This is a genomic window from Thauera carbonicopians (assembly GCF_025699485.1).
GTDB lineage: Bacteria > Pseudomonadota > Gammaproteobacteria > Burkholderiales > Rhodocyclaceae > Thauera.
Genome location: NZ_JANUXN010000001.1, coordinates 418,523 through 439,685 on the forward strand (window position 1 = coordinate 418,523; position 21,163 = coordinate 439,685).

General features: G+C 64.9%; 23 protein-coding genes. 9 read left to right on the plus strand and 14 right to left on the minus strand.

Annotation, left to right across the window (positions count from 1 at the left end; all coding sequences use genetic code 11):
* Positions 1 to 17 precede the first annotated feature (17 nt).
* The 3 genes from NX068_RS02075 to NX068_RS02085 all read right to left on the minus strand — a co-directional run bounded on the left by NX068_RS02075 (position 18) and on the right by NX068_RS02085 (position 3,836).
* Positions 18 to 1,256 carry a polysaccharide biosynthesis/export family protein gene (locus NX068_RS02075; RefSeq protein ID WP_263459629.1) on the minus strand — a complete coding sequence of 413 codons (1,239 nt, stop codon included), beginning with the start codon at positions 1,254 to 1,256 and terminating at the stop codon, positions 18 to 20.
* 275 nt (positions 1,257 to 1,531) lie between these two features.
* On the minus strand, positions 1,532 to 2,902 hold the full coding sequence (gene radA, locus NX068_RS02080; protein WP_263459630.1) for a DNA repair protein RadA: 1,371 nt from the start codon (positions 2,900 to 2,902) through the stop codon (positions 1,532 to 1,534).
* Between the two features lie 13 nt (positions 2,903 to 2,915).
* Positions 2,916 to 3,836, minus strand: a complete 921-nt coding sequence (locus NX068_RS02085; RefSeq protein ID WP_263459631.1) for a LysR family transcriptional regulator — start codon at positions 3,834 to 3,836, stop codon at positions 2,916 to 2,918.
* A gap of 166 nt (positions 3,837 to 4,002) precedes the next feature.
* Between NX068_RS02085 and lplT the strand changes: the two genes are divergently transcribed.
* Positions 4,003 to 5,253, plus strand: a complete 1,251-nt coding sequence (gene lplT, locus NX068_RS02090; RefSeq protein ID WP_263459632.1) for a lysophospholipid transporter LplT — start codon at positions 4,003 to 4,005, stop codon at positions 5,251 to 5,253.
* Between the two features lie 36 nt (positions 5,254 to 5,289).
* On the opposite strand, the gene NX068_RS02095 is transcribed toward lplT, so the two are convergent.
* The 4 genes from NX068_RS02095 to NX068_RS02110 all read right to left on the minus strand — a co-directional run bounded on the left by NX068_RS02095 (position 5,290) and on the right by NX068_RS02110 (position 7,728).
* Entirely contained in the window at positions 5,290 to 5,934 is a 645-nt protein-coding gene (locus tag NX068_RS02095; protein ID WP_500862650.1) for a uracil-DNA glycosylase, read from the minus strand.
* Between the two features lie 252 nt (positions 5,935 to 6,186).
* The gene (gene rimI / locus NX068_RS02100; RefSeq protein WP_263459634.1) at positions 6,187 to 6,636 is read right to left on the minus strand and encodes a ribosomal protein S18-alanine N-acetyltransferase; all 450 of its coding nucleotides are present in this window, start codon (positions 6,634 to 6,636) and stop codon (positions 6,187 to 6,189) included.
* A 2-nt stretch (positions 6,637 to 6,638) separates the two neighbouring features.
* Positions 6,639 to 7,328 (minus strand): tRNA (adenosine(37)-N6)-threonylcarbamoyltransferase complex dimerization subunit type 1 TsaB, encoded by a 690-nt coding sequence (gene tsaB / locus NX068_RS02105; RefSeq protein ID WP_263459635.1) that lies wholly within the window; start codon positions 7,326 to 7,328, stop codon positions 6,639 to 6,641.
* Positions 7,329 to 7,362: 34 nt separating this feature from the next.
* Positions 7,363 to 7,728: a hypothetical protein gene (locus NX068_RS02110; protein WP_263459636.1), complete on the minus strand. Its 366-nt coding sequence runs from the start codon at positions 7,726 to 7,728 to the stop codon at positions 7,363 to 7,365.
* A gap of 202 nt (positions 7,729 to 7,930) precedes the next feature.
* Here NX068_RS02110 and ompR point away from each other — a divergent pair, with 202 nt between their 5' ends.
* From ompR to NX068_RS02145, 7 genes are read left to right on the plus strand one after another with little or no spacing between them, the layout of a single operon-like run.
* A complete protein-coding gene (gene ompR / locus NX068_RS02115; protein ID WP_263459637.1) occupies positions 7,931 to 8,689 on the plus strand; it encodes an osmolarity response regulator transcription factor OmpR in 759 nt (252 codons plus the stop codon).
* A 7-nt stretch (positions 8,690 to 8,696) separates the two neighbouring features.
* Positions 8,697 to 10,130 carry an ATP-binding protein gene (locus tag NX068_RS02120; protein ID WP_263459638.1) on the plus strand — a complete coding sequence of 478 codons (1,434 nt, stop codon included), beginning with the start codon at positions 8,697 to 8,699 and terminating at the stop codon, positions 10,128 to 10,130.
* Positions 10,120 to 10,581 (plus strand): group II truncated hemoglobin, encoded by a 462-nt coding sequence (locus NX068_RS02125; RefSeq protein WP_263459639.1) that lies wholly within the window; start codon positions 10,120 to 10,122, stop codon positions 10,579 to 10,581. Before NX068_RS02120 ends, NX068_RS02125 begins: the two co-directional genes overlap by 11 nt.
* 24 nt (positions 10,582 to 10,605) lie before the next feature.
* On the plus strand, positions 10,606 to 11,214 hold the full coding sequence (locus NX068_RS02130; RefSeq protein WP_263459640.1) for a septation protein A: 609 nt from the start codon (positions 10,606 to 10,608) through the stop codon (positions 11,212 to 11,214).
* Complete coding sequence (locus NX068_RS02135; RefSeq protein ID WP_263459641.1) at positions 11,214 to 11,513, plus strand: YciI family protein; 300 nt, start codon at positions 11,214 to 11,216, stop codon at positions 11,511 to 11,513. The genes NX068_RS02130 and NX068_RS02135 overlap by 1 nt, the downstream gene beginning before the upstream one ends.
* Entirely contained in the window at positions 11,510 to 11,800 is a 291-nt protein-coding gene (locus tag NX068_RS02140; protein ID WP_263459642.1) for a BolA family protein, read from the plus strand. Before NX068_RS02135 ends, NX068_RS02140 begins: the two co-directional genes overlap by 4 nt.
* 10 nt (positions 11,801 to 11,810) lie before the next feature.
* Positions 11,811 to 12,593, plus strand: coding sequence for a peptidylprolyl isomerase (locus tag NX068_RS02145; protein ID WP_263459643.1), 783 nt, complete (start codon positions 11,811 to 11,813; stop codon positions 12,591 to 12,593).
* A 140-nt stretch (positions 12,594 to 12,733) separates the two neighbouring features.
* Here NX068_RS02145 and NX068_RS02150 read toward each other — a convergent pair whose 3' ends face one another.
* From NX068_RS02150 to NX068_RS02165, 4 genes are read right to left on the minus strand one after another with little or no spacing between them, the layout of a single operon-like run.
* Entirely contained in the window at positions 12,734 to 14,530 is a 1,797-nt protein-coding gene (locus NX068_RS02150; RefSeq protein WP_263459644.1) for an acyl-CoA dehydrogenase, read from the minus strand.
* A gap of 29 nt (positions 14,531 to 14,559) precedes the next feature.
* Positions 14,560 to 15,225: an energy-coupling factor ABC transporter permease gene (locus NX068_RS02155; RefSeq protein ID WP_263459645.1), complete on the minus strand. Its 666-nt coding sequence runs from the start codon at positions 15,223 to 15,225 to the stop codon at positions 14,560 to 14,562.
* A 27-nt stretch (positions 15,226 to 15,252) separates the two neighbouring features.
* Complete coding sequence (locus tag NX068_RS02160; RefSeq protein WP_263459646.1) at positions 15,253 to 16,182, minus strand: electron transfer flavoprotein subunit alpha/FixB family protein; 930 nt, start codon at positions 16,180 to 16,182, stop codon at positions 15,253 to 15,255.
* A gap of 2 nt (positions 16,183 to 16,184) precedes the next feature.
* Positions 16,185 to 16,934: an electron transfer flavoprotein subunit beta/FixA family protein gene (locus tag NX068_RS02165; protein ID WP_263459647.1), complete on the minus strand. Its 750-nt coding sequence runs from the start codon at positions 16,932 to 16,934 to the stop codon at positions 16,185 to 16,187.
* A 175-nt stretch (positions 16,935 to 17,109) separates the two neighbouring features.
* Here NX068_RS02165 and NX068_RS02170 point away from each other — a divergent pair, with 175 nt between their 5' ends.
* Complete coding sequence (locus tag NX068_RS02170) at positions 17,110 to 17,748, plus strand: TetR/AcrR family transcriptional regulator (protein WP_263459648.1); 639 nt, start codon at positions 17,110 to 17,112, stop codon at positions 17,746 to 17,748.
* Here the strand turns inward: NX068_RS02170 and NX068_RS02175 are convergent.
* From NX068_RS02175 to ppx, 3 genes are all read right to left on the minus strand, one after another.
* Positions 17,730 to 18,524, minus strand: a complete 795-nt coding sequence (locus NX068_RS02175) for a TatD family hydrolase (RefSeq protein WP_263459649.1) — start codon at positions 18,522 to 18,524, stop codon at positions 17,730 to 17,732. The two genes, NX068_RS02170 and NX068_RS02175, sit on opposite strands and share 19 nt — an antisense overlap.
* 43 nt (positions 18,525 to 18,567) lie before the next feature.
* Positions 18,568 to 19,368: an enoyl-CoA hydratase gene (locus tag NX068_RS02180; protein ID WP_263459650.1), complete on the minus strand. Its 801-nt coding sequence runs from the start codon at positions 19,366 to 19,368 to the stop codon at positions 18,568 to 18,570.
* A gap of 166 nt (positions 19,369 to 19,534) precedes the next feature.
* Positions 19,535 to 21,037 carry an exopolyphosphatase gene (ppx, locus tag NX068_RS02185; protein ID WP_263459651.1) on the minus strand — a complete coding sequence of 501 codons (1,503 nt, stop codon included), beginning with the start codon at positions 21,035 to 21,037 and terminating at the stop codon, positions 19,535 to 19,537.
* Positions 21,038 to 21,163 lie beyond the last annotated feature (126 nt).

The window sequence follows — 21,163 nt, forward strand, 5'->3', positions numbered from 1 at the left end:
GGCAGATGGCGTTTTTGTTACTGGCGACCGTTGAAGAGCGGATAGCGCGTTTCGCCGAGCAGGTTGAGCATCTGCGATGTCGGCAGGATGTTGCTGACGACACGGTTCCAGCGTGCGACGGCGGCCACGTCGACATAGACGATGTCACGAGGGCGCAGCGGGAAGCCTTCGGCCAGCAGCAGCGAATCAGGCGAGCTGGCGTTGAGGTGGAAAAGCTCGGATGTGCCGTTGTCGCTTCGCATCACGTAGATCCAGCTCGGATCGGATGTGATCTGATTGACGAAGCCCGCTTCGCTGAGCGCTTCGGCCAGCGTCGTGCGCCGCTTGTTCATGACGAACGAGCCGGGCTCCCTGACTTCGCCGAGCACGAAGATCTTGTTGAGCTGGCGATCGGGCACGTTGACGATGTCGCCGGGCTGCAGCTCGACGTTCTGCGACACGTCGCCGTCTTCGTACAAGGCTTGCAGGTCGACGCGCCATGTCTGGCCGCTGCGCGTGAGCAGCACGTTGCCGTGGTCTGCTTCGGTCGTGATGCCGCCGGCGCGATTGATCGCTTCGACCAGGGTCATCTTGATGTCGTTGATCGGCTGCAGGCCGGGTTCCCTGACTTCACCGACGACGTAGACGCGCTTGCTGCGGAAGGCCACGACGCGCACGTCGAGCTGGACGTTCTCGATGACCTTCGACAAGCGCTGGGACAGGATCTCACGCACCTCGCGGGGCGTCTTGCCCGCTACGTTGAGCGTGCCGGCGTACGGAAAAAAGATGGTTCCGTCATCGGCGACCAAGGTGCCGGACTGCTCAGCAGAACGGTAGGAACCGGCAGGAATGGTGATCTCGGGATGGTCCCAGACGATGACGTTGATGATGTCGCCGGGGCCAAGCACGTAGTCCTGATGGACGAGGCCGAAATCAGGCACTGTCGCTGGCCGCACCGCAGTGCGGCCACCGGATTGCGTTGCCCGGAATCCGGGCTCGCCATTGCGGGCTTGAGCGATGATCAGATCGGCTGTGATCGGGGTGATGGTAACGTTGTCCGGAACGGGCTCTGACTGACGGGCTTCGCCATCGACGATCGGCAGAGGCACGGAAGAAGTCGTCCGCATGTCCCAGGCGGAAGTACCGGGGATCACCGTGCATGCCGACAGTGCTCCCGCCAGGCCTGCAATCAACCCCGTCCGTACGAACCATTTTCCGCTGGCGGTCATGGCGGGCGACAGCCCGGAAAATGATGGCGACAGCCATTTGCCTTTCATTAAGCAGCCCTATCGAAAACCACCGTGATCGTCGGCCAGTGCCTTTGGTGTTCATCAAAACAACGAAAAACGCCGAAAACGCCCAGCTCGCAATCAAAAAACAGGAATGTCAGAAAAATATAGGAATAGACGGCTAATTTTTATTTATCAGCGCCTTGCAGTGCACAATAATACACGGATGCTAAGCATTCATGCTTTCATTATTGCTTCTGCATGTAAACGTCAGCCGTCGTAACGGACTGCGGCCAGGATTGCCGCAAACGCTTGAACTGCGCTCAAGCCAGCTCGCGCATCCGCTCGAGCGCCTCTTCCACACGGTCGACGGCGATCACGTTCAGGCCTTCGATCGCCTGGCGCGGCGCATTGGCCCTGGGGATGATGGCGGTATCGAAGCCGAGCTTCGCCGCTTCCCTGAGTCGCTCCTGTCCACGGGGCGCCGGACGGATTTCACCTGCGAGCCCCACTTCGCCGAAAACCGCCAGCCCTTGCCGCAGCGGGCGGTCGCGCAATGAAGAGACGATGGCGAACAGAATGGCGAGATCCGCTGCCGGCTCGGTGATCTTGACGCCGCCGACGGCATTGACGAACACGTCCTGGTCATAGCACACGACGCCTGCATGGCGATGCATGACCGCCAGCAGCATCGCCAGCCGGGTCGGCTCCAGGCCCACCGACAGGCGCCGGGGATTGGGGCTTTGCGCCGAATCGACCAGGGCCTGGATCTCGACCAGCAGCGGGCGCGTACCCTCCTGGGTGATCAGCACGCAGCTTCCCGCCACCTGCTGGGCGTGCTGCGACAGGAAGATTGCGGAAGGATTGGAGACGCCTCGCAGGCCCCGCTCGGTCATGGCGAACACACCGAGCTCATTGACCGCGCCGAAGCGGTTCTTGAAGGCCCGGATCAGCCGGAAGCTGGAATGGGTGTCGCCTTCGAAATACAGCACGGTATCGACGATGTGCTCGAGCACGCGCGGGCCGGCCAGCGTGCCGTCCTTGGTGACGTGGCCGACCAGGATCAGGCTGGTGCCGCTCTGCTTGGCAAAGCGCGTCAACTGCGCCGCGCACTCGCGCACCTGCGCCACCGAGCCCGGCGCGGACTGCAGGGTTTCCGAATAGATGGTCTGGATCGAATCGATGACGGCCACGCGTGGCCGGGCTTCGCGCAAGGCCTGCAGGATGCGCTCGAGATTGATCTCGGCCAGCATCTGCAGCTCGGATGGCGGCAGTTGCAGGCGGTGGGCACGCAAGGCTACCTGCTCACCCGATTCCTCGCCGCTGACATACACGACCTTGTGGACGCCGGACAGATGCGACAGCGCCTGCAGCAGCAGGGTCGACTTGCCGATGCCCGGGTCGCCGCCGATCAGCACGACACCGCCCGCGACCAAGCCGCCACCCAACACGCGATCGAACTCGTCGAGCCCGGTCGGTTGGCGCGGCTCCTCGCGCGGCTGCAGCGACGACAAGGGCCTGAGACGGCTGGTCTCGCCCGCCAGCGCGGCAAACCGCCCGCCTCCCGTTGGAGCGGCGGTGATGGCGGTTTCCACCAAGGTGTTCCAGGCCTGGCACTGCGGGCACTGCCCTTGCCAGCGGGCCACCTGCCCGCCGCATTCGCTGCAGACGTAGGCGGTCCTTGCTTTTGCCATTAGTCTTTTGCCATCAGCCCTCGGCGTCCGTGTCGCCGGCCATCCGGACAAACTCCTCACAGACGTAGTCGGCGAATGCCGTGATCAGGCGCGAGCGGAACTTGTCGCGCGGCAGGATGACTTCGAGCGGCGTGTAGATGCGGGGCTCGAGGCACACCGCGGCCAGCCGCCCTTCGGCAACATCGCGCCTGATGGCACGATCCGATGCGATCGCGAAGCCCAGGCCGGCAGCCGCGAGCTGCTTGATCGTCGCCAGGCTGCCGAGTTCGGCGCAAAGATTGATTTCGCTTCCGGCGATGCCTGCAGCCTCGAAGAATTCATCGGCGATCTGGCGGATGCCGTTGCCCGGATCACGGTCGATGAAGGGGTGGCCGATGAGATCCTTGGCCGTCAGCTTGTCGAATTTCGCCAGCGGATGGTCGGGGCTGCAGATGACCATGAGCTCGTCGCGGGCGGCACTGCGGCGCTCGATGCCGTTCTGTTCGGTGACGATCTCGATCAGGCCGATGTCGAGGTCGCGCGCGGCGACGCTGTCCTCGGTCAGCTTGGAGTTGCCGACCACCACGCGAGGCAGCACCCGCGGATATTTGCGCTTGAAGCCTTCGAGCACGGCCGGCAGCCAGTAGGCCGCAATCGTCGTGCTGGTGCCGATCTTGATCTGCCCCGCCAGTTCGTCGGTCAATTCGGATACGCGCGAGTCGAGCTCGGCCGACAGCCCGAGGATACGCTCGGCGTAGGCCAGCACGAGCTCGCCTGCGGGCGTCAGTGTGATCTTGCCGTGACCGCGGTCGAGCAGACGTGTGTCGAAGTGCTCTTCGAGCTGCTTGATCTGGAAGGTGACGGCCGGCTGAGTCATGTAGAGATGCTCGGCGGCACGGGTGAAGGAGCCGTGCTTGGCCACGGCATGGAATACCTGAAGTCTGCGGTCTGCCATGGTGTAGATAAGTATGATTTATTAAGTGGATTAGATCACAAACCACTCCACATTGGACAGATATCCTGTGCCCTCGATGGGGCAGGATCGCCTCCAGCGGCCCAGGCAAGCCTCCATCCGTGTTATAAACCGCGCTTCCCGACCACAGGTGCCCGGTACATTCACGATGCCGCTTGGCTTCTACATCATCATGGCAGCGCAGTTCTTCTCTGCGCTCGCGGACAATGCCCTGCTCATCGTCGCGATTGCCCTGCTGCGGGACATGGCTGCACCGTCGGAATACGAGCCCCTCCTGAAGCTGTTCTTCACCGTCTCCTACGTCGCGCTCGCGGCCTTCGTCGGCGCCTTTGCCGACTCCATGCCCAAGTGGCGGGTGATGCTGATCAGCAACACGATCAAGATCGGCGGCTGTCTGATGCTGTTCCTCGGCGCTCATCCCCTGTTCGCCTACGCGGTGATCGGGCTGGGCGCGGCGGCCTACTCCCCCGCCAAGTACGGCATCCTGACCGAATATCTGCCCCACCGCCTGCTGGTCGTGGCTAATGGCTGGATCGAAGGCCTGACCGTCGGCGCGATCATCATCGGCACCGTGATGGGCGGCTTCATGATCCTCGACGGCGTCGCCGACGGCTTGATGGCCCTCGGCCTGCCCTTCGTCGATACGCCTTTCGAGGCGGCAGTGCTCGTCATCGGCTCGCTTTACCTGATTGCGGCCATCTTCAATCTCTACATCCCCGATACCGGCGTCGACCACAAGCCGCTCAAGAGCAACCCGCTTTACCTGCTGCACGACTTCAACCACTGTCTGCGGCTGCTGTGGCGCGACAAGCTCGGGCAGATTTCGCTGGCCGTCACCACCTTGTTCTGGGGCGCGGGCGCGACCTTGCAGTTCATCGTGATCAAGTGGGCCGAGCACAATCTCGGCATGAGCCTGTCCCAGGCATCGATGATGCAGGGCGTCGTCGCGCTGGGCGTCGCGGCAGGCTCCATCGTCGCCGCGCGTTACGTGACGTTGCGCAAATCCGTCAGAGTGATTCCGCTGGGCATCGCCATGGGAGTCGGCGTGATCTCGATGATCTTCGTCACCAGCACCAGCGCAGCGATGCTGCTGATGGTCACGGTCGGCGCGCTGGCCGGCTTCTTCGTCGTGCCGATGAATGCGCTACTGCAGCATCGCGGCCATATCCTGATGGGCGCCGGCCATTCGATCGCGGTACAGAACTTCAACGAGAACCTGTCCATCCTGGTCATGACCGGCACCTACGCCCTGCTGATCATGCTGGGGCTGTCGATCAATACCGTGATCGTGCTGTTCGGGCTGTTCGTCGCCGGCACGATGCTGCTGGTCAAGCTTCGCCACGAAGCCAATCAGCGCGAATTCGACAGCGCCGCCCTGCTCGAAGACCGCAGCCATTGAACGGCACGGCGGCGCTGCCACAGCCCTGCCGCCCGCTCAGCTTCCCTGCTGCATCACTTTGCGGGCAAAGCACAGATCGGCCCAGGCCTTGCCCTTGTCCTGCGGATTGCGCAGCAGATAGGCGGGGTGGTAGCTGACCACCACCGGAATGCCCTTGTAGTCGAAGGTCCGGCCTCTCGCCCTGGAGATGCTGATTTCGGTATTCAGCAGCGCCTGGGCCGCAGGGCGGCCCAGCGCGAGCAGCAGACGAGGCTTGACCAGTTCGATCTGGCGCTCGAGATAAGGCAGGCAGGAGCCGATTTCCGCCGCTTCGGGCGTGCGATTGTGCGGCGGACGGCACTTGACCGCATTGGCGATGTACACATTGGCACCGCGTTGCAGCGCGAGCGCGGCAAGCATGTTGTCCAGCAGGCGGCCCGCCTGGCCGACGAAAGGTTCGCCGCGCTGATCCTCCTCACGCCCCGGCCCCTCGCCCACCAGCATCCAGTCGGCCTCGCGGTCGCCGACGCCAGGCACTGCCTGCTTGCGCTGCTCGCACAGGACACATGCCCGGCAATTGCGTATGTCGGCTTCCAGCGCATCCCATTCGAGCGTGGCGATGTGCTTCAAGCGTCCGGGATCGGGCATGCCGGCAGCAGGCCGCACGGGTTCGGCGCGCGTCGCGGAGCCCGAATGCGCCATCTCCGTTCGAGGCGCACGTTCCCGGCGCCACGCCGCATCGCCGCCTGCCGGCACCGAACGCATGGGGGCAGATGGCGGATTGGCTGCTGCATCCACCGGCGACGCGGCCGGCGATGGCATCTCCACCACTGCAGTGCGCTGATCGTCGGCTTCCCCGCCTGCCGACCGCAATCGCCAGACCGGGCCCAAGCCCATCTCGCAGATGATCGCGTCACGCCGGGAGCTTGGCCTGCGCATGGGTGCCGCCATTCGTCAGAGCTCCCGCCGCATCACGACGGCGTCCTCGCGGCCGTTTTCAGCGGGATAGTAGCCTTTGCGCAGGCCGATCTGCTCGTAGCCCAGTGCCTGGTACAGCGACAGGGCAGCGAGGTTGGACGGGCGCACTTCCAGGAAGAACTGTGTCGCCCCCCTGCTGCGTGCGTCACCGTGCAGCCATTCGAGGAAGAGGCGCCCGAGTCCGCGCCGCTGGGCACTGCGGATGACGCTGATGTTGAGCAGATGGGCTTCGTCGACAACGGCGAGCACGATGGCGTAGGCAAGCATGCAGCCCTCCTCCTTCATGATCCACGCGCCGTGTCCCGCCGCCAGCGAATCGAGAAAGTTGCCGCGGCTCCAGGGAAACGCATGCAGCGAAGCCTCGTGAGCTTCGATCCAGTCGAGATGCTCCGCCTGCATCGGCACGAATTCGCAACGCCCCGTCATGCTCAGGCCCTGCCGCCGCGCGCCAAGCGTTCGGCCGTGGTCAGGGCCACCTTGTCGCGGATGTAGAGCGGCGCCGCAGCTTCGGGCGATACCAGGTCGCCACGCGCCGCCGACCCTGCTGCCAGCCGTGCCACTTCGTCCGCTCGGGCAGTCAAGCCATCCAGGCAGACCGGAAGCCGGTCACTGAAACGCGTGTACAGGGCATCGGGCCAGACCCGAAAGGCGGAACCCGCTGCCGCCCAGCATCCGGGAGGCAGCTCGACATCCTCGGGCGCCAGGCAGCGAATGGGGGATATCGCCCGTACCGCATCCTTGCCGGTCTCGAAGGCGGCGCAATAGACCTCTCCCATGCGCGCATCCGTTGCCACGAACACCCTTTCAGCCCCCGTCTGCAGTGCGATGGCATCGAGGCTGCCGATGGCGGCGATCCCCAGATCGGCTCCCAGGGCAAGCCCCTGAGCCACGCCGCAGGCCAGCCGCAGCCCGGTGAAAGCGCCCGGCCCGGCACCGAAGGCGACGGCATCGAGCGCGGAGACGGCAAGTCCGGCGTCGGCCAGCAACTCGCGCGCCTGGTTCAGCACCGACGCCGAATGCCGTGATGCGCCTTCGATTCGGCGGGCGGCGATGGCGCCATCGGCGAGGAGCGCAACGCTGGCCAGTTCGGATGAAGCTTCGAGTGCGAGGATTTTCATGGTGCCGATATTCTACCGGCTCGGACCATGGGATTCAGTGCGACTTCTTCTTTCTGGAAGGGCCGGGCTGTTCCGGATAGGCGCCGCGCATGGCATCGCGCAGATCGCGGTGGAGAGCGTTGCGCTCTTCCACGTTCAGACGGCGGGGTTCGGAGGCTTTGCCGCCTACCTCGTGGGAACTGGTCAACAGATGGTTGCGCAAGCCCTCGTGGCGCAGCCCCTCGCGTATCGGCACCGGGCCGCTCGGCAGTCCGGAATCTTCGCCGCGCGTACGCGCCTCGGCAATGCCGGCGGCGGTGAGCAGACAGACCGACAGCACACAGGCCACCACGCATCGGCCATGATGCGGCGAGGCGGAAGACCGGTAGAACGGACCAGAGGAGGCGGAAGTCGGTGTCATCGGGTGGGGCGCTGCGCGTCGATCGTGAACTCGAACATACGGTAAATCCGCGTTGCGTGACAGTCCTGTGCGCCGGTACCGATGATGCTTTGTAAAACGGTGTTGCCTGTTTGCCACGCTCTTACGAAGCGTTACCGGGCCACCGGCACCGGCCTTTCCCCGGTACTGGCAAGCTCGCGTTTTGAAGGATAGGATTGGCTCCATGAACCTGAAAACCCGCTATCGCGTACTGTTGGTGGACGACGACGCTCGTCTGCGTGAACTGCTGTCCCGCTATCTTCAGGAGCAAGGTTTCGCGGTCAAGGCCGTGAGCGATGCGCCGATGATGGATCGTGCATTGCATCGCGAGCACTTCGACCTGATGGTGCTCGACCTGATGCTGCCCGGCGAGGACGGACTGGCCATCTGCCGCCGGCTGCGGGCGGCAGAAAACAATCTGCCGATCATCATGCTCACTGCCAAAGGCGATGACGTGGATCGCATCGTCGGGCTCGAGATGGGGGCCGACGACTACATCGCCAAACCGTTCAATCCGCGCGAACTCGTCGCCCGCATCCAGGCCGTGATGCGGCGGCAGCCGCATACCCTGCCCGGCGCGCCGACCGCCGAAGACGAGATCGTCGCTTTCGGCAACGTCAGCGTCAATCTGGGCACCCGCCTGCTCGAGCGCAACGGCGAGGAGATCCAGCTGACCACCGGCGAATTCTCGCTGCTCAAGGTGCTGCTGCAGCATCCGCGCCAGCCCTTGTCGCGGGACAAGCTGATGGAACTGGCCAGAGGGCGCGAATACGGGGTCTTCGACCGGGCGATCGACGTGCAGATCTCCCGCCTGCGCAAGCTCGTCGAGGAAGACCCGGCCAAGCCCCGCTTCATCCAGACGGTCTGGGGTTTCGGCTACGTGTTCGTGCCGGAGGACATCAAGAACGAATCGGGTGAAGGCAAGGCAGCCGCCAGCGAGTAAGCGCGGCATGTCCGCCAAGCTGCACCCCGGTCGCCGGCCGCGCTCGGTGACGCGCCTGCTGCAGGCCTGTCTGCCCGGCACCCTGCTCTGGCAGACCTTTCTGCTCGTCGCCTTGCTGCTGATCCTGGCGCTCGGCGCCTGGTCCCAGATTTTCAGCTATTTCCAGGAGCCGGCCCGGTCACGCGACGTGGCGCAGATGGTGGTTTCGGTCGTAAACTTGACCCGCACCGCACTGATCAATGCCGATGCAGGACGCAGGACCGATCTGCTGATCGAGCTTGCCGCGCTCGAAGGCATCCGCATCTACCCGGCGGAAGCGTCCGACGAGATCGAGCCCCTGGCCGATACGCGGCCGAACCGGCTGCTCACCAACGACGTGCGCCGGCAACTGGGAAGCCACACGCGCTTCGCCTCACGCTGGAAGACGCTCGATGGCTTCTGGGTGAGCTTCCGGCTCGACCCGGACGATCAGCACAACGAATACTGGGTCATGCTGCCTGGCGAGCGGATCGAAAGCCCCGATACCCTCGACTGGCTCGTATGGGGGCTCGGTGCGCTCTTTGCCGCGATGCTCGGCGCTTACCTGATCGCTTCGTGGATGGGCAGGCCGCTACGCCAGGTGGCACGTGCAGCCCGGCTGGTCGGCAGCGGCCAGACGCCGCCGCCGCTGGATGAGTCCGGTCCGCATGAAATTGCCGTGGTCGCCCATGCCTTCAATCAGATGACAGGCGATCTCGCCCGCACCGATGCGGATCGCGCGCTGATCCTGGCAGGCGTGTCCCACGACCTGCGCACGCCGCTGGCGCGCCTGCGTCTGGGTGTCGAGATGTCGGGCGCGCCGGACAGCGAGGTCACGGCGATGGTGTCGGACATCGAGGAGATGGACCGGATCATCGGCCAGTTTCTCGACTTCGGCCGCGGCGTGCCGCAGGAGCCCGCACAAGCGGTGGATGTCGTGCAACTGGTGCGCGAAATTGCCGAGCCTTACCGCTTGAGGGGAATCGATCTCCAGCTCGATACGCCGGAAATCCTGACATGCAACGCCCGCGCCCTGTCCCTGCGCCGGGCGCTCGCCAACCTGATCGACAACGCCCTGCGCTATGCGGGAGAGGACAAGCCACTCGACGTCGTGGTCGCGCCGCACGACGGTTTTGTCTGTGTCGAAGTGGCCGACCGGGGCCCGGGGATTCCCGAAGACGAAGTCGAGCGCATGCGCCACCCCTTCACCCGGCTCGAAAAGGCCAGGAGCAATACCAAGGGAGCCGGGCTGGGGCTGGCGATCGTCGAGCGGGTGATGCGCTCCCATGGCGGCCGGCTGGATCTGCTGCCCCGCGAAGGCGGTGGTCTCAGAGCGATCCTGTGCCTGCCGGCAGATGGAAACCCGAGCGGGCGCGCTAGAATGCACGGCTCACAGGAGGATAGTCCTTCCCATGCCCACTGATACCGCTCTGCCGCCGAACGCCACGCCATACGAACGCCTGGGCGGCGAAGCCGCCGTCCGCAAGCTGGTCAGGAGCTTCTATGGACTCATGGACACGCTGCCCGAAGCCTGGACGGTGCGCCGGATGCATGCCGAGGACCTCTCGGGCTCGGAAGAAAAGCTATTCCTGTTCCTGTCCGGCTGGCTCGGCGGGCCGAATCTCTACGTCGAGCGCTACGGCCACCCTTTCCTGCGGGCCCGGCATCTGCCGTTCTCGATCGGCATCCGGGAGCGCGATGAATGGATGCTCTGCATGCGCCAGGCGCTCGAGGAGCAGGTCGCCGACGGTGCATTGCGCGCCAGCCTGCTCAGCGCCTTCTCCTCGCTCGCGAACCACATGCGCAACCGGGCGGAAAACGAAGCCGCAAGTGCCGCCGTGACGCTTGACACGCTTGGCAACGGGCAGGCTTGAACACTATCGCTATAATTCGACCGCATGAAATTTCTCTTCGACCTCCTTCCGGTCATCCTCTTCTTCGCCGCCTACAAGCTTGCCGGTGCCCAGCCCGAAACCTCCCATGCGTTTGCGGCCCAATGGCTGGGAGACGGCATCGACGTTGCACAGGCGCCGATCCTGATCGCCACCGCGGTCGCGATCGTCGCCACCTTCGCACAGATCGCCATTGTCTGGGGCAAGCATCGCAAGGTCGACACCATGCTCTGGGTCAGCCTGGCGATCATCGTCGTGTTCGGCGGCGCAACCCTGTTCTTCCACAACCCCACTTTCATCAAGTGGAAGCCGACCGCGCTCTACTGGCTGTTCGGCGCCGTGCTGATCGGTTCGGCCACGCTGTTCAAGCGCAACCTGATCCGCAAGATGCTGGAGGCGCAGATACAGTTGCCCGACGATGTCTGGACACGCCTGAACCTGGCCTGGGCGGGCTTCTTCGTCGGCATGGGCCTGCTCAATCTCTACGTCGCCTACAGCTTCAGCGAGGAAGCCTGGGTCAACTTCAAGCTGTTCGGTGGAATGGGCCTGATGCTTGCCTTCGTGCTCGGCCAGGGCTTCTATCTTTCGCGCCATATCGAAGAGGAAAAAAACTGATGTTCTACGCCCTGATCGGAGAGGACGCGCCCGGTACGCTGGAGCGGCGCATGGCGGTACGCCCCGAACACCTGGCCCGCCTTCAGGCACTGAAGGACGAAGGCCGCCTGCTGCTCGCCGGCCCCATGCCTGCGATCGATTCGCCCGACCCGGGGCCGGCAGGCTTCGCCGGCAGTCTCGTCGTCGCCGAATTCGACTCGCTGGCCAGCGCGGAAAAATGGCTGGCCGAGGACGCCTACGTGCGCGAAGGCGTCTTCGCGAAGACCAGCGTGCGCCCCTTCCGCAAGGTCCTGCCATGAGCGCCGAGGTGGCCGAGCGGATCAGGCTGCGCCTGAGCGAGGCCTTTGCGCCCGACGAGATCGAGGTCCGCGACGACAGCGCCCTGCATGCCGGCCATGCAGGCGCACGCAGCGGCGGTGGCCACTATGGCCTGCGCATCGTCGGCAGTGCCTTCGCCGGGCACGGCACGGTCGCTCGCCATCGCATGATTTACGAAGCCCTGGGCGACATGATGAAAAAGGACATTCACGCGCTCGCCATCAAGGCAATGACGGCCGACGAGGCCACCCAAGCAACCCACCCCTGAAGGAATACCGATGAAACGCTTCCCGAGCCGCCTCGCCATCGCCATGCTGGCTGGTTTTCTCGCCTTTCCCGCCGCTGCGGCCGCCCCGGTAGCCAAGGTCAACGGCGTCGCCATCCCGGCCGAGCGCGCAGAAGCGATGCTTGCCGAACAACGCGCCCAGGGTGCGCAGGACAGCTCCCAGCTGCAGGACGCGGTGCGCGAGGAACTCGTCCGCCGTGAAGTCCTGAGCCAGGAGGCAAGCAACCAAGGGCTTGCCAAGAAATCCGAAGTGCAGACCCAGATGGATCTGGCCAAGCAGGCCATCCTGATCCGCGCCTACCTGCAGGACTTCGTCCAGAAGAACCCGGTCACCGACGCCGAGATCCAGCAGGAATACGATGCGATCAAGAGCCGCATGGGCGACAAGGAATACAAGCCCCGCCATGTGCTGGTCGAGACCGAGAACGAAGCCAAAGCGATCATCGCCAAGCTGCAGTCGGGCACGCCTTTCGAGGAAGTGGCCAAGGAATCGCGCGACCCCGGCTCCAAGGACCGCGGCGGCGACCTGGGCTGGAGCAACCCGGCGATGTTCGTCCAGCCTTTCTCCGAAGCCATGGTCAAGCTCGAGAAAGGCAAGTTCACCCCCACGCCGGTGAAGAGCGATTTTGGCTACCACGTCATCCAGCTCGACGACGTGCGCACGACGCAGGCTCCCCCGCTCGACGAAGTCAAGCCGCAGCTGCAGCAGCGCCTGCAGCAGCAGAAGATCGAGAAGCACGTGCTCGACCTGCGCAGCAAGGCCAAGGTGGAATAATCCTCCTGCCTGCATGGCAGGCTTCGGCCTGCCTGCGAAAACGAAAAGAGAGGCTGGATCGTCGTGATCCAGCCTCTCTTTTCGTTTGGCTGCTGCGGTGAAAAGGCGGCCTCTCCTCGCGGGAAAGGCCTGCCCGCCGCTCAGAACTGCTCTTCCGCCAGCTCGAGTGCAGCCGCCGCACCATTGACGATGGTGTAGGCCAGGCCTGGCGCCTGTGCCAGCACGTGATCGGCGTAAAAGCGCGCGGTGACGATCTTGGTCCGGTAGAAGCCGGACTCGCCCTCGCCTGCTTCGAGCCTGCGCTTGGCCACCAGCGCCGCACGGCCCATCTGCCAGCCGCCGGCGACGATGCCCAGCAGCTTCAGGAAGGGAACCGAGCCCACCGACGCAGCCTTCACGTCCTTGCCGTAAGTGGCCAGGATGTAGGCGACCGCCTCCTCCACCGCGGCGATGCCGGTACCGAGCGGCCTGGCAATGGCGGCGAGGGCATCATCGCCGGCGGCGGACAGTTCGGCTTCGACTCCGCGCATCACCTTGATCAGCGCGGCGATGGTGGCGCCGTTCTCGCGCGCGATCTTGCGGCCGATCAGGTCGTTGGCCTGGATCGCGGTCGTACCTTCGTAGATCGTCGTGATGCGGGCATCGCGAAGGTGCTGGGCGGCGCCGGTTTCCTCGATGAAGCCCATGCCGCCGTGAACCTGCACGCCGTCCGAGGCGACGTCGATCGAATTCTCGGTGCTCCAGCCCTTGACGACGGGGATCATCAGATCGACGAAAGCCTGATTCAGCGCCCGGACCGCTTCATCCGGATGGTGGTGGGCCTTGTCGGTGGCAGCGGCGACCACATAGGCCAGCGCACGCATCGCCTCGGTCTTGCTCTTCATGTTCATCAGCAGGCGGCGGACGTCCGCATGGTGAATGATGCTGACCTTGGGGCCGCCGCGGACACCCGCCTCGGTCCCCTGGATGCGGTCCTTGGCATATTGCAGGGCATGCTGGTAGGCGCGCTCGGACAAGGCCAGGCCCTCCATACCGACCGCGAAGCGGGCCTCATTCATCATGATGAACATGTATTCCAGGCCGCGGTTCGGTTCGCCCACCAGGGTGCCGATCGCCCCGCCCTTGTCGCCGAAGGCGAGCACCGCGGTCGGGCTGGCATGGATGCCGAGCTTGTGTTCGATCGACACGCAATGCACGTCGTTGCGCGCACCGAGGCTGCCGTCGGCATTGACCAGGAACTTGGGCACGACAAACAGCGAAATGCCCTTCACTCCTTCGGGCGCGTCCGGCAGGCGGGCGAGCACCAGATGGATGATGTTGTCGGTCATGTCATGCTCGCCGTAGGTGATGAAGATCTTCTGGCCGAAGATCTTGTAGGTGCCATCACCCTGCGGCTCAGCCTTCGTACGTACCGCAGCCAGATCCGAGCCCGCCTGGGGTTCGGTCAGGTTCATGGTGCCGGTCCATTCGCCGGAGACCATCTTCGGCAGGTACATGTCCTTCTGCTCGTCGGTGCCGCGCAGCATCAGCGCCTCGATGGCGCCGGTGGTCAGCATCGGACACAGCGAAAAGGCCATGTTGGCCGACTTCCACATTTCCATCACGGCAGTGGACAGCAGCTTGGGCAGGCCCTGGCCGCCATACTGGGGATCGCAGGCGATCGCCGTCCAGCCGGATGTACGGAACTGGTCGTAGGCGTGTTTCCAGCCCGGCACGGTATGTACTTCGGTGTCCTTCCACTTGGCCCCTTCCTGGTCGCCGATCCGGTTCAGCGGCGCAAGCACGCCGCTGGCGAACTTGTCGGCTTCTTCGAGGATGGCATCGACCAGGTCGACCGAGACTTCTTCGTTACCAGGCAACTGCGCGACTTCGTCGAGACCGGCCAGCTCACGCATCACGAACTGCATGTCGCGAATCGGGGCGTTGTAATTGCTCATGGATTCGATATCTCCTCAGTTTGTTGGAATCACTTGTTGATCAGGTAGCGATTGTCATCGAAGCCGGCTACCCAGTCCGGCCGGTAAACCACCAGCAAAGTCACGATCGCGCCGCTGATCCAGGCCTCGGCAAAGCCGAGGAGCAGGAAATAGGGCAGGTATTCCGTCAGCAGGTAATCGGCAGGATAGGCGCCTGCCGCTGCCAGCGCCGCCGATGCGGTCAGGCCCTGGAGCATGACGGTCAGTGCAGCCCCGGCGAAGCCAGTGACGAAGATGAAGACGAAAAAATGAGCCGGAAGCCAGCGCTCTATGGCGCGCTGGAGCAGGTGCGCCACGGCCACTGGAACGGCCGCCATCAGGATGAAGTTGATCGGCCATGCGCTCCACTCCACCGCCCCGTTCAAGGTGATTCCCGTCAACGCTCCTGCCAGCGCGAGCAAGCCCAGCCAGGGGCCGAGAATCAGGGTCGCTGCCATCGCGCCGAGCATGTGCAGGCTCAGGCCGGGCTTCACGCCCGCGCGCATGCTCCACAACAGCATCAGCCCGACGATGAAGCCCAGCAGCAGATTGAGCTGCGAGCCGCTCTGCAGGCGCCGCCACGGCGCACGCAGCAACAGCTTCGACAGGATGAGCACGGACAGCGCCAGCATGACCCAGTGCCAGGTCGCCGGGAACAGCGAGCTTGCGAGGTTCATGCCGACGCTGTCCGTTGCTGGCCGCGCTCAGACGGCGGCGGTCAGTTCCGGCACGACCTCGAACAGATCGCCCACCAGGCCGTAGTCGGCCACCTGGAAGATCGGCGCCTCCGGGTCCTTGTTGATCGCCACGATCACCTTCGAGTCCTTCATCCCCGCCAGGTGCTGGATCGCCCCCGAGATGCCCACCGCGATGTACAGCTGCGGCGCGACGATCTTGCCCGTCTGGCCCACCTGGTAGTCGTTCGGCACATAGCCCGCATCGACCGCCGCACGGCTCGCGCCCAGCGCCGCCCCCAGCTTGTCCGCCAGCGGCTCGAGCAGCGTGTGGTAGTTCTCCCCGCTGCCCACGCCCCGGCCACCCGAGACGATGACCTTGGCCGCACCCAGCTCGGGGCGCTCGCTCTTGGTCAGCTCGCGGCTGACCAGCGCCGCCACGCCCAGGTCGGCCCCCGCCGCCAGCGCTTCGAGCGGGGCGGCACCGCCTTCTGCGGCCGCATCGAAGGCGGTGGTGCGCACCGTGACGACCTTGATCGCATCGGCACTCTTGACCGTCGCCAACGCGTTGCCGGCGTAGATCGGGCGCACGAAGGTGTCGGCCGATTCCACCGCGACGATGTCGCTGATCTGCGCCACGTCCAGCAGCGCCGCCACCCGCGGCAGCATGTTCTTGCCGTTCGGCGTCGCCGGCGCCAGCACGTGGCTGTAGTTCGGCGCGAGGCCCTTGACCAGTTCGGCCACGTTCTCGGCCGTCTGCGCTTCGTAGTGCGGTGCATCGCATACCAGCACCTTGGCCACGCCGGCGATCTTCGCCGCCGCCTCGGCCGCCGCGCCGCAGCCGGCACCGGCCACCAGCACATGGATGTCGCCGCCCAGCTTGGTCGCCGCGGTCACGGTGTTGAGCGTGGCGGCCTTGAGCGATTGGTTGTCGTGTTCGGCAATGACGAGAATGGCCATGTTCAGATCACCTTCGCAACGTTCTTGAGTTTGTCGACCAGCTGGGCGACGTCCGCCACCCGCTCACCCGCGCTGCGCTTGGGTGGCTCGGCCACTTTCAGCGTCTGCAGCCGCGGCGCCACATCCACGCCCAGCTCTTCGGGCTTCAGCGTGTCGAGCGGCTTCTTCTTCGCCTTCATGATGTTGGGCAGCGTCGCATAGCGCGGCTCGTTGAGGCGCAGGTCCGTCGTCACCACCGCCGGCAGCGAAATCGACAGCGTCTCCAGCCCGCCGTCGATCTCGCGCGTGACCTGCGCCTTGCCGTCGGCGATCACCAGCTTCGAGGCAAACGTCGCCTGCGGCCAGCCCGCCAGCGCCGCCAGCATCTGGCCGGTCTGGTTGGCGTCGTCGTCGATCGCCTGCTTGCCGCCGATCACCAGCGTCGGCTGCTCACGCTCGGCCACCGCCTTCAGCAGCTTGGCCACCGCCAGCGGCTGCAGTTCGGCATCGGTCTCGACCAGGATCGCACGGTCGGCGCCGATCGCCAGCGCCGCACGCAGCGTCTCCTGGCATGCGCCCACGCCGCAACTCACCGCCACCACCTCCGTGGCCACGCCCGCTTCCTTCAGGCGCACCGCCTCTTCCACCGCAATCTCGTCGAACGGGTTCATGCTCATCTTGACGTTCGCTATATCCACGCCGCTGCCGTCAGCCTTGACGCGAACCTTCACGTTGTAGTCGACAACGCGTTTCACGGGTACGAGAATCTTCACTCTGCCGCGCTCCTTTCATTGGTCAGAATATCTTCCGGCGATTGCGACCGGGGTGGATGATTATGTCACTGCTCCGCGGACATGACACGCGTGCCGGAGTGAAAGCCAGCGCCACGTCCCATGCTATCGGTACATACGGTAGCGTATGGACAAAGAATCGTCAATACTATTCCGTATGGAAAAAACAGCAAAGAAGCCACGCCCCCAACTCGACCGCCAGAGCTGGATCAACGCCGCCATCGAAGTCATGGCCGAAGAAGGAATCGCCGGCCTGCGGGTCGAAGTGCTCGCCAAGCGGCTCAAGGTCACCAAAGGCAGTTTCTACTGGCACTTCGACGACCGTCGCGACCTGCTGCTGGCGATATTGCAGCACTGGAAGGAAGGCCGGATCTGCGACATCATCAAGCAGACCCGGGTGCAGCCGGGCAAGGAGCTTGCCCAGGTCTACCACGTCATCGATGTATACAGCGCAAGCCGCAACCGCCGCGGCATGATGATCGAACTCGCGGTGCGCGACTGGGCCCGCCGCGATGCCGAAGCTGCGGCGATCGTCGCCGAAGTGGATGACGTCCGCCTGCGCTGCGCGCGCGATCTCTTCCTGGCTTGCGGCGTGCCGATGGAAGAAGCCTCGAGCCGCTGCATGCTGCTCTACGCCTACGTGTTCGGCGTGTCGCTGATGATCTACGAGAAATTCGACAGCGACGTGCTGCGCCTCAAGCGCGACATCGCCGATCTGATCGCACGATCCGGGTCCATGGCCACGCTGGCGGCTTCAGCCGAGCCGGCTGCCGGACTTCAGACGCCGACGACCTGAGCGCCCGCCTTGCCGGGCTGCCAGCGCAGGACTTCAATCGCGTTGCGCCCGGTCGCCGCGATGATCTCCTCGACCGGGACCTTGCGCAGCTCGGCGAGAATCGACGCATAACGCGACAGATTTGCCGGCTCGTTGCGCTGTCCCCTCGCCCATTCCGGCGGAATGTCGGGGGCATCGGTCTCGAGCACGATCGCATCCAGCGGCAGTGTGGCGGCAAGTTCGCGGATGCGCGTCGAACCGCTGAAGCTCATCGTGCCGCCGAAGCCCAGCTTGAAGCCCAGGCCGATCAAGGCGTCCGCCTGCTGCCTGCTGCCGTTGAAGGCATGGGCGATTCCGCCCGCCCCGCCGATGCGGCGCAACTGCTTCAGAATGGGGTCGATCGCGCGGCGCACGTGGAGGATCACCGGAAGCCCATGACGCCGGGCGAGCGCGAGTTGCGCGACGAAGAACTCGAGCTGCCGTGCATGATCGATGCCGGGGACGAAATGGTCCAGGCCGATTTCGCCCACCGCCACCGCCCCTCCTTCGCCGAGGCATTCGTCGAGCACCTCGAGGTCGTCCATCCGCGCCGGCATCACGTACATCGGGTGGATGCCGAGCGCAAAACAGGCATCGGCATTCTCCGCGGCGATGCCCCGCACGGCATCGAAGTTGGCCCGTTCGACCGCCGGCACGACGAAGCCGGCGACCCCGCTGGCCCGGGCCGAATCGATGGCCTGCCCGCGATCGGCATCGAACTCGGCGGCATCGAGGTGGATGTGGGTGTCGATCAGCATGCTGCCATTGCGGCGGCCCTGCCCGGCCGCCGCCCGGAGAGGTTCAGCGTCCTTTCCACACCGGCTTGCGCTTGGCGGCAAAGGCGTCCATGCCTTCGGCCGCGTCTTCGCACATGGCGTTGCAGGCCATGGTTTCGGCCGCCATCTGGTAAGCGGCTTCCAGGCCCATTTCGAGCTGCTTGTAGAACATCTGCTTGCCCATGCGGATCGCGACCGGCGACTTGGCAACGATCGAAGCCGCCAGCCGGGCAACTTCATCGTCGAGCTGTTCGAGCGGCACCACGCGGTTCACCAACCCGCGGCGCTGGGCCTCGTGGGCATCGATGAAATCGCCGGTGACCAGCATCTCGAACGCCTCCTTGCGGCCCATGTTGCGCGACAGGCCAACCCCCGGCGTGGCGCAGAACAGGCCGACGTTGATGCCGGACACCGCGAAGCGCGCAAGGTCGGCGGCCACGGCCAGGTCGCACATCGACACCATCTGGCAACCCGCCGCGGTGGCGATGCCATGGACGCGTGCGATGACCGGCTGCGGCAGCTCGGTCAGCTTCATCATGAACTTGCCGCACAGGCGGAACAGCCGCTGCTGGAAGTCCTTGCTGTAGTTGCCGCGCATTTCCTTCAGGTCGTGCCCGGCGCAAAAGGCCTTGCCTTCGCCCGCCAGCACGACCACGCGCACGCTGTCGTCGCGGGCGATTTCGTCCACTGCCTCGATCAGCGTCTCGAGCATCTCGAAGGACAGCGAGTTGAACTGATTCGGGCGATTCAGCGTCAGCGTGGTGATGCCTCCATCGTCATGGCGCAGCAGCATCGGCTCGGAACTGGAAACGGGAACGGCGCTCATGAACTCTCCTTGTATGATCGATTCGGGGCGTGCGATCCGCACCGGCCAAGTGCACCTCGCCGGCCGCTGCTGCCTGGATCAGGTTGACGGTAACGTCAACTGCCGTACATGGTACTGCTTCGCGGAGCCGGCAGCCAGTTCCCTCGGCGCCGACGGCCTGCCCCGTTCAGACCTCTACATTGCGTGTGCTGGGCGAACGGATATAGAGCCCTCTGCCGAGCGCGCTCCATTGCCGCTGTTCCTCGTCCAGCGCAGCGGCCGTCAGCGGCAGCTTCTGCAGCCAGCCCGGCGGCGTGTTGACGCTGAAGCCGCGCCCTTCGCGCCGAAGCACGATCGGCGGCGTGCCGCGCGCATCGCGGGCGCGATGGATGACCACGGCCAGCCGCAGACAGGCGATCAGCAGCCAGTCGACGCTGTTCGGATCGATCGACGCCACCCGCTCGAGCTTGCCGCGATGCGACAGCACCAGGCGCGACAGGCGCCCCTGATCCATGCGCGAGAAACCCGGCATGTCGGCGTTGGCGACGATGTAGGCGCTGTGCTTGTGATAGCTCGAATGGGCGACGGAAATGCCGATCTCGTGCAGCAATGCCGCCCAGCTCAGAAAGCGCCGGTCGAGGTTTTCCGCATCGGCCATCGCCGGCTCGACCTGGTTCAGCAGGTGGCAGGCGGTATCCGCGACCTGCTGGGCCTGGCGCAGATCGACGTTGTAGCGGCGCACGAAGGCGCTGACCGTGGCATCGCGCAGATCGTGATGGTGGTAGCGGCCGAGCAGGTCGTAGAGCACGCCCAGGCGCAACGCGCCTTCGGAGAACACCATCCGCTCGATGTCGAATTCCTTGAACACGGCGCTCATGATGGCGAAGCCGCCCAGGATCACCGGCAGGCGGTCACCCTTCAGCCCGGCGAGGTCGAGTGCATCGATGCGCCCCGCCCGCAGCAGTTCGGCCCGGAAGCGCTCCAGCCCTTCACGGGTGATCCCCGAAGGCGAGAAGCCGTTCTGCTCCAGTATTTCGGCCAGGGCCTTGGCCGAGCCGCTGGAGCCGACCGCCTCTTCCCAGCCGGCTTCGCGATAGGCGGCGACGATGGTCTGCAGCTCGCGCCGTGCGGCCAGTTCGGCTTCCTTCAGGCTACGCTTGTCGATGCGGCCATCCGGGAAATAGCGCAGGCTGTAGCCCACACAGCCCATGTAGCGAGATTCGAGCAGCAAGGGCTCGAAGCTCTTGCCGATGACGAATTCAGTCGAGCCGCCGCCGATGTCGACCACCAGTTGCTGCTTGTGCGGATCGGGCAGTGTGTGCGCCACGCCGACGTAGATCAGGCGGGCTTCCTCGCGGCCGGCGATGACTTCGATCGGAAAGCCGAGCGCCGCTTCGGCGCGAAACAGGAACTCGGCAGAGTTCTTCGCCACGCGCAGCGTGTTGGTGGCCACCGCACGCACGGCGCCGGCGTCGAAGTCGTGCAGGCGCTCGCGAAAGCGCTGCAGTGCCGCCACCCCGCGCTGCTGGGCATCGAGGTCGAGAATCTTGTCGGCAGACAGGCCGGCGGCGAGACGCACCGATTCCTTCAGCCCGTCCAGCGGATAGATCTGATCATTGACGATGCGACCGACCTGCAGGCGAAAACTGTTGGAGCCGAGATCGATTGCTGCAATGAGGTTGCGCATCATCAGAGTTCCGGATGAATGGCACGAGGCCGATCGGCAGATTTTAGCATCGGCTCTACGCTGCGTTGCAGCAGAAATATTCTGCCGAACACATTCGCCGCCGTTCCTTGCGCTGAATCATCGAAGCTC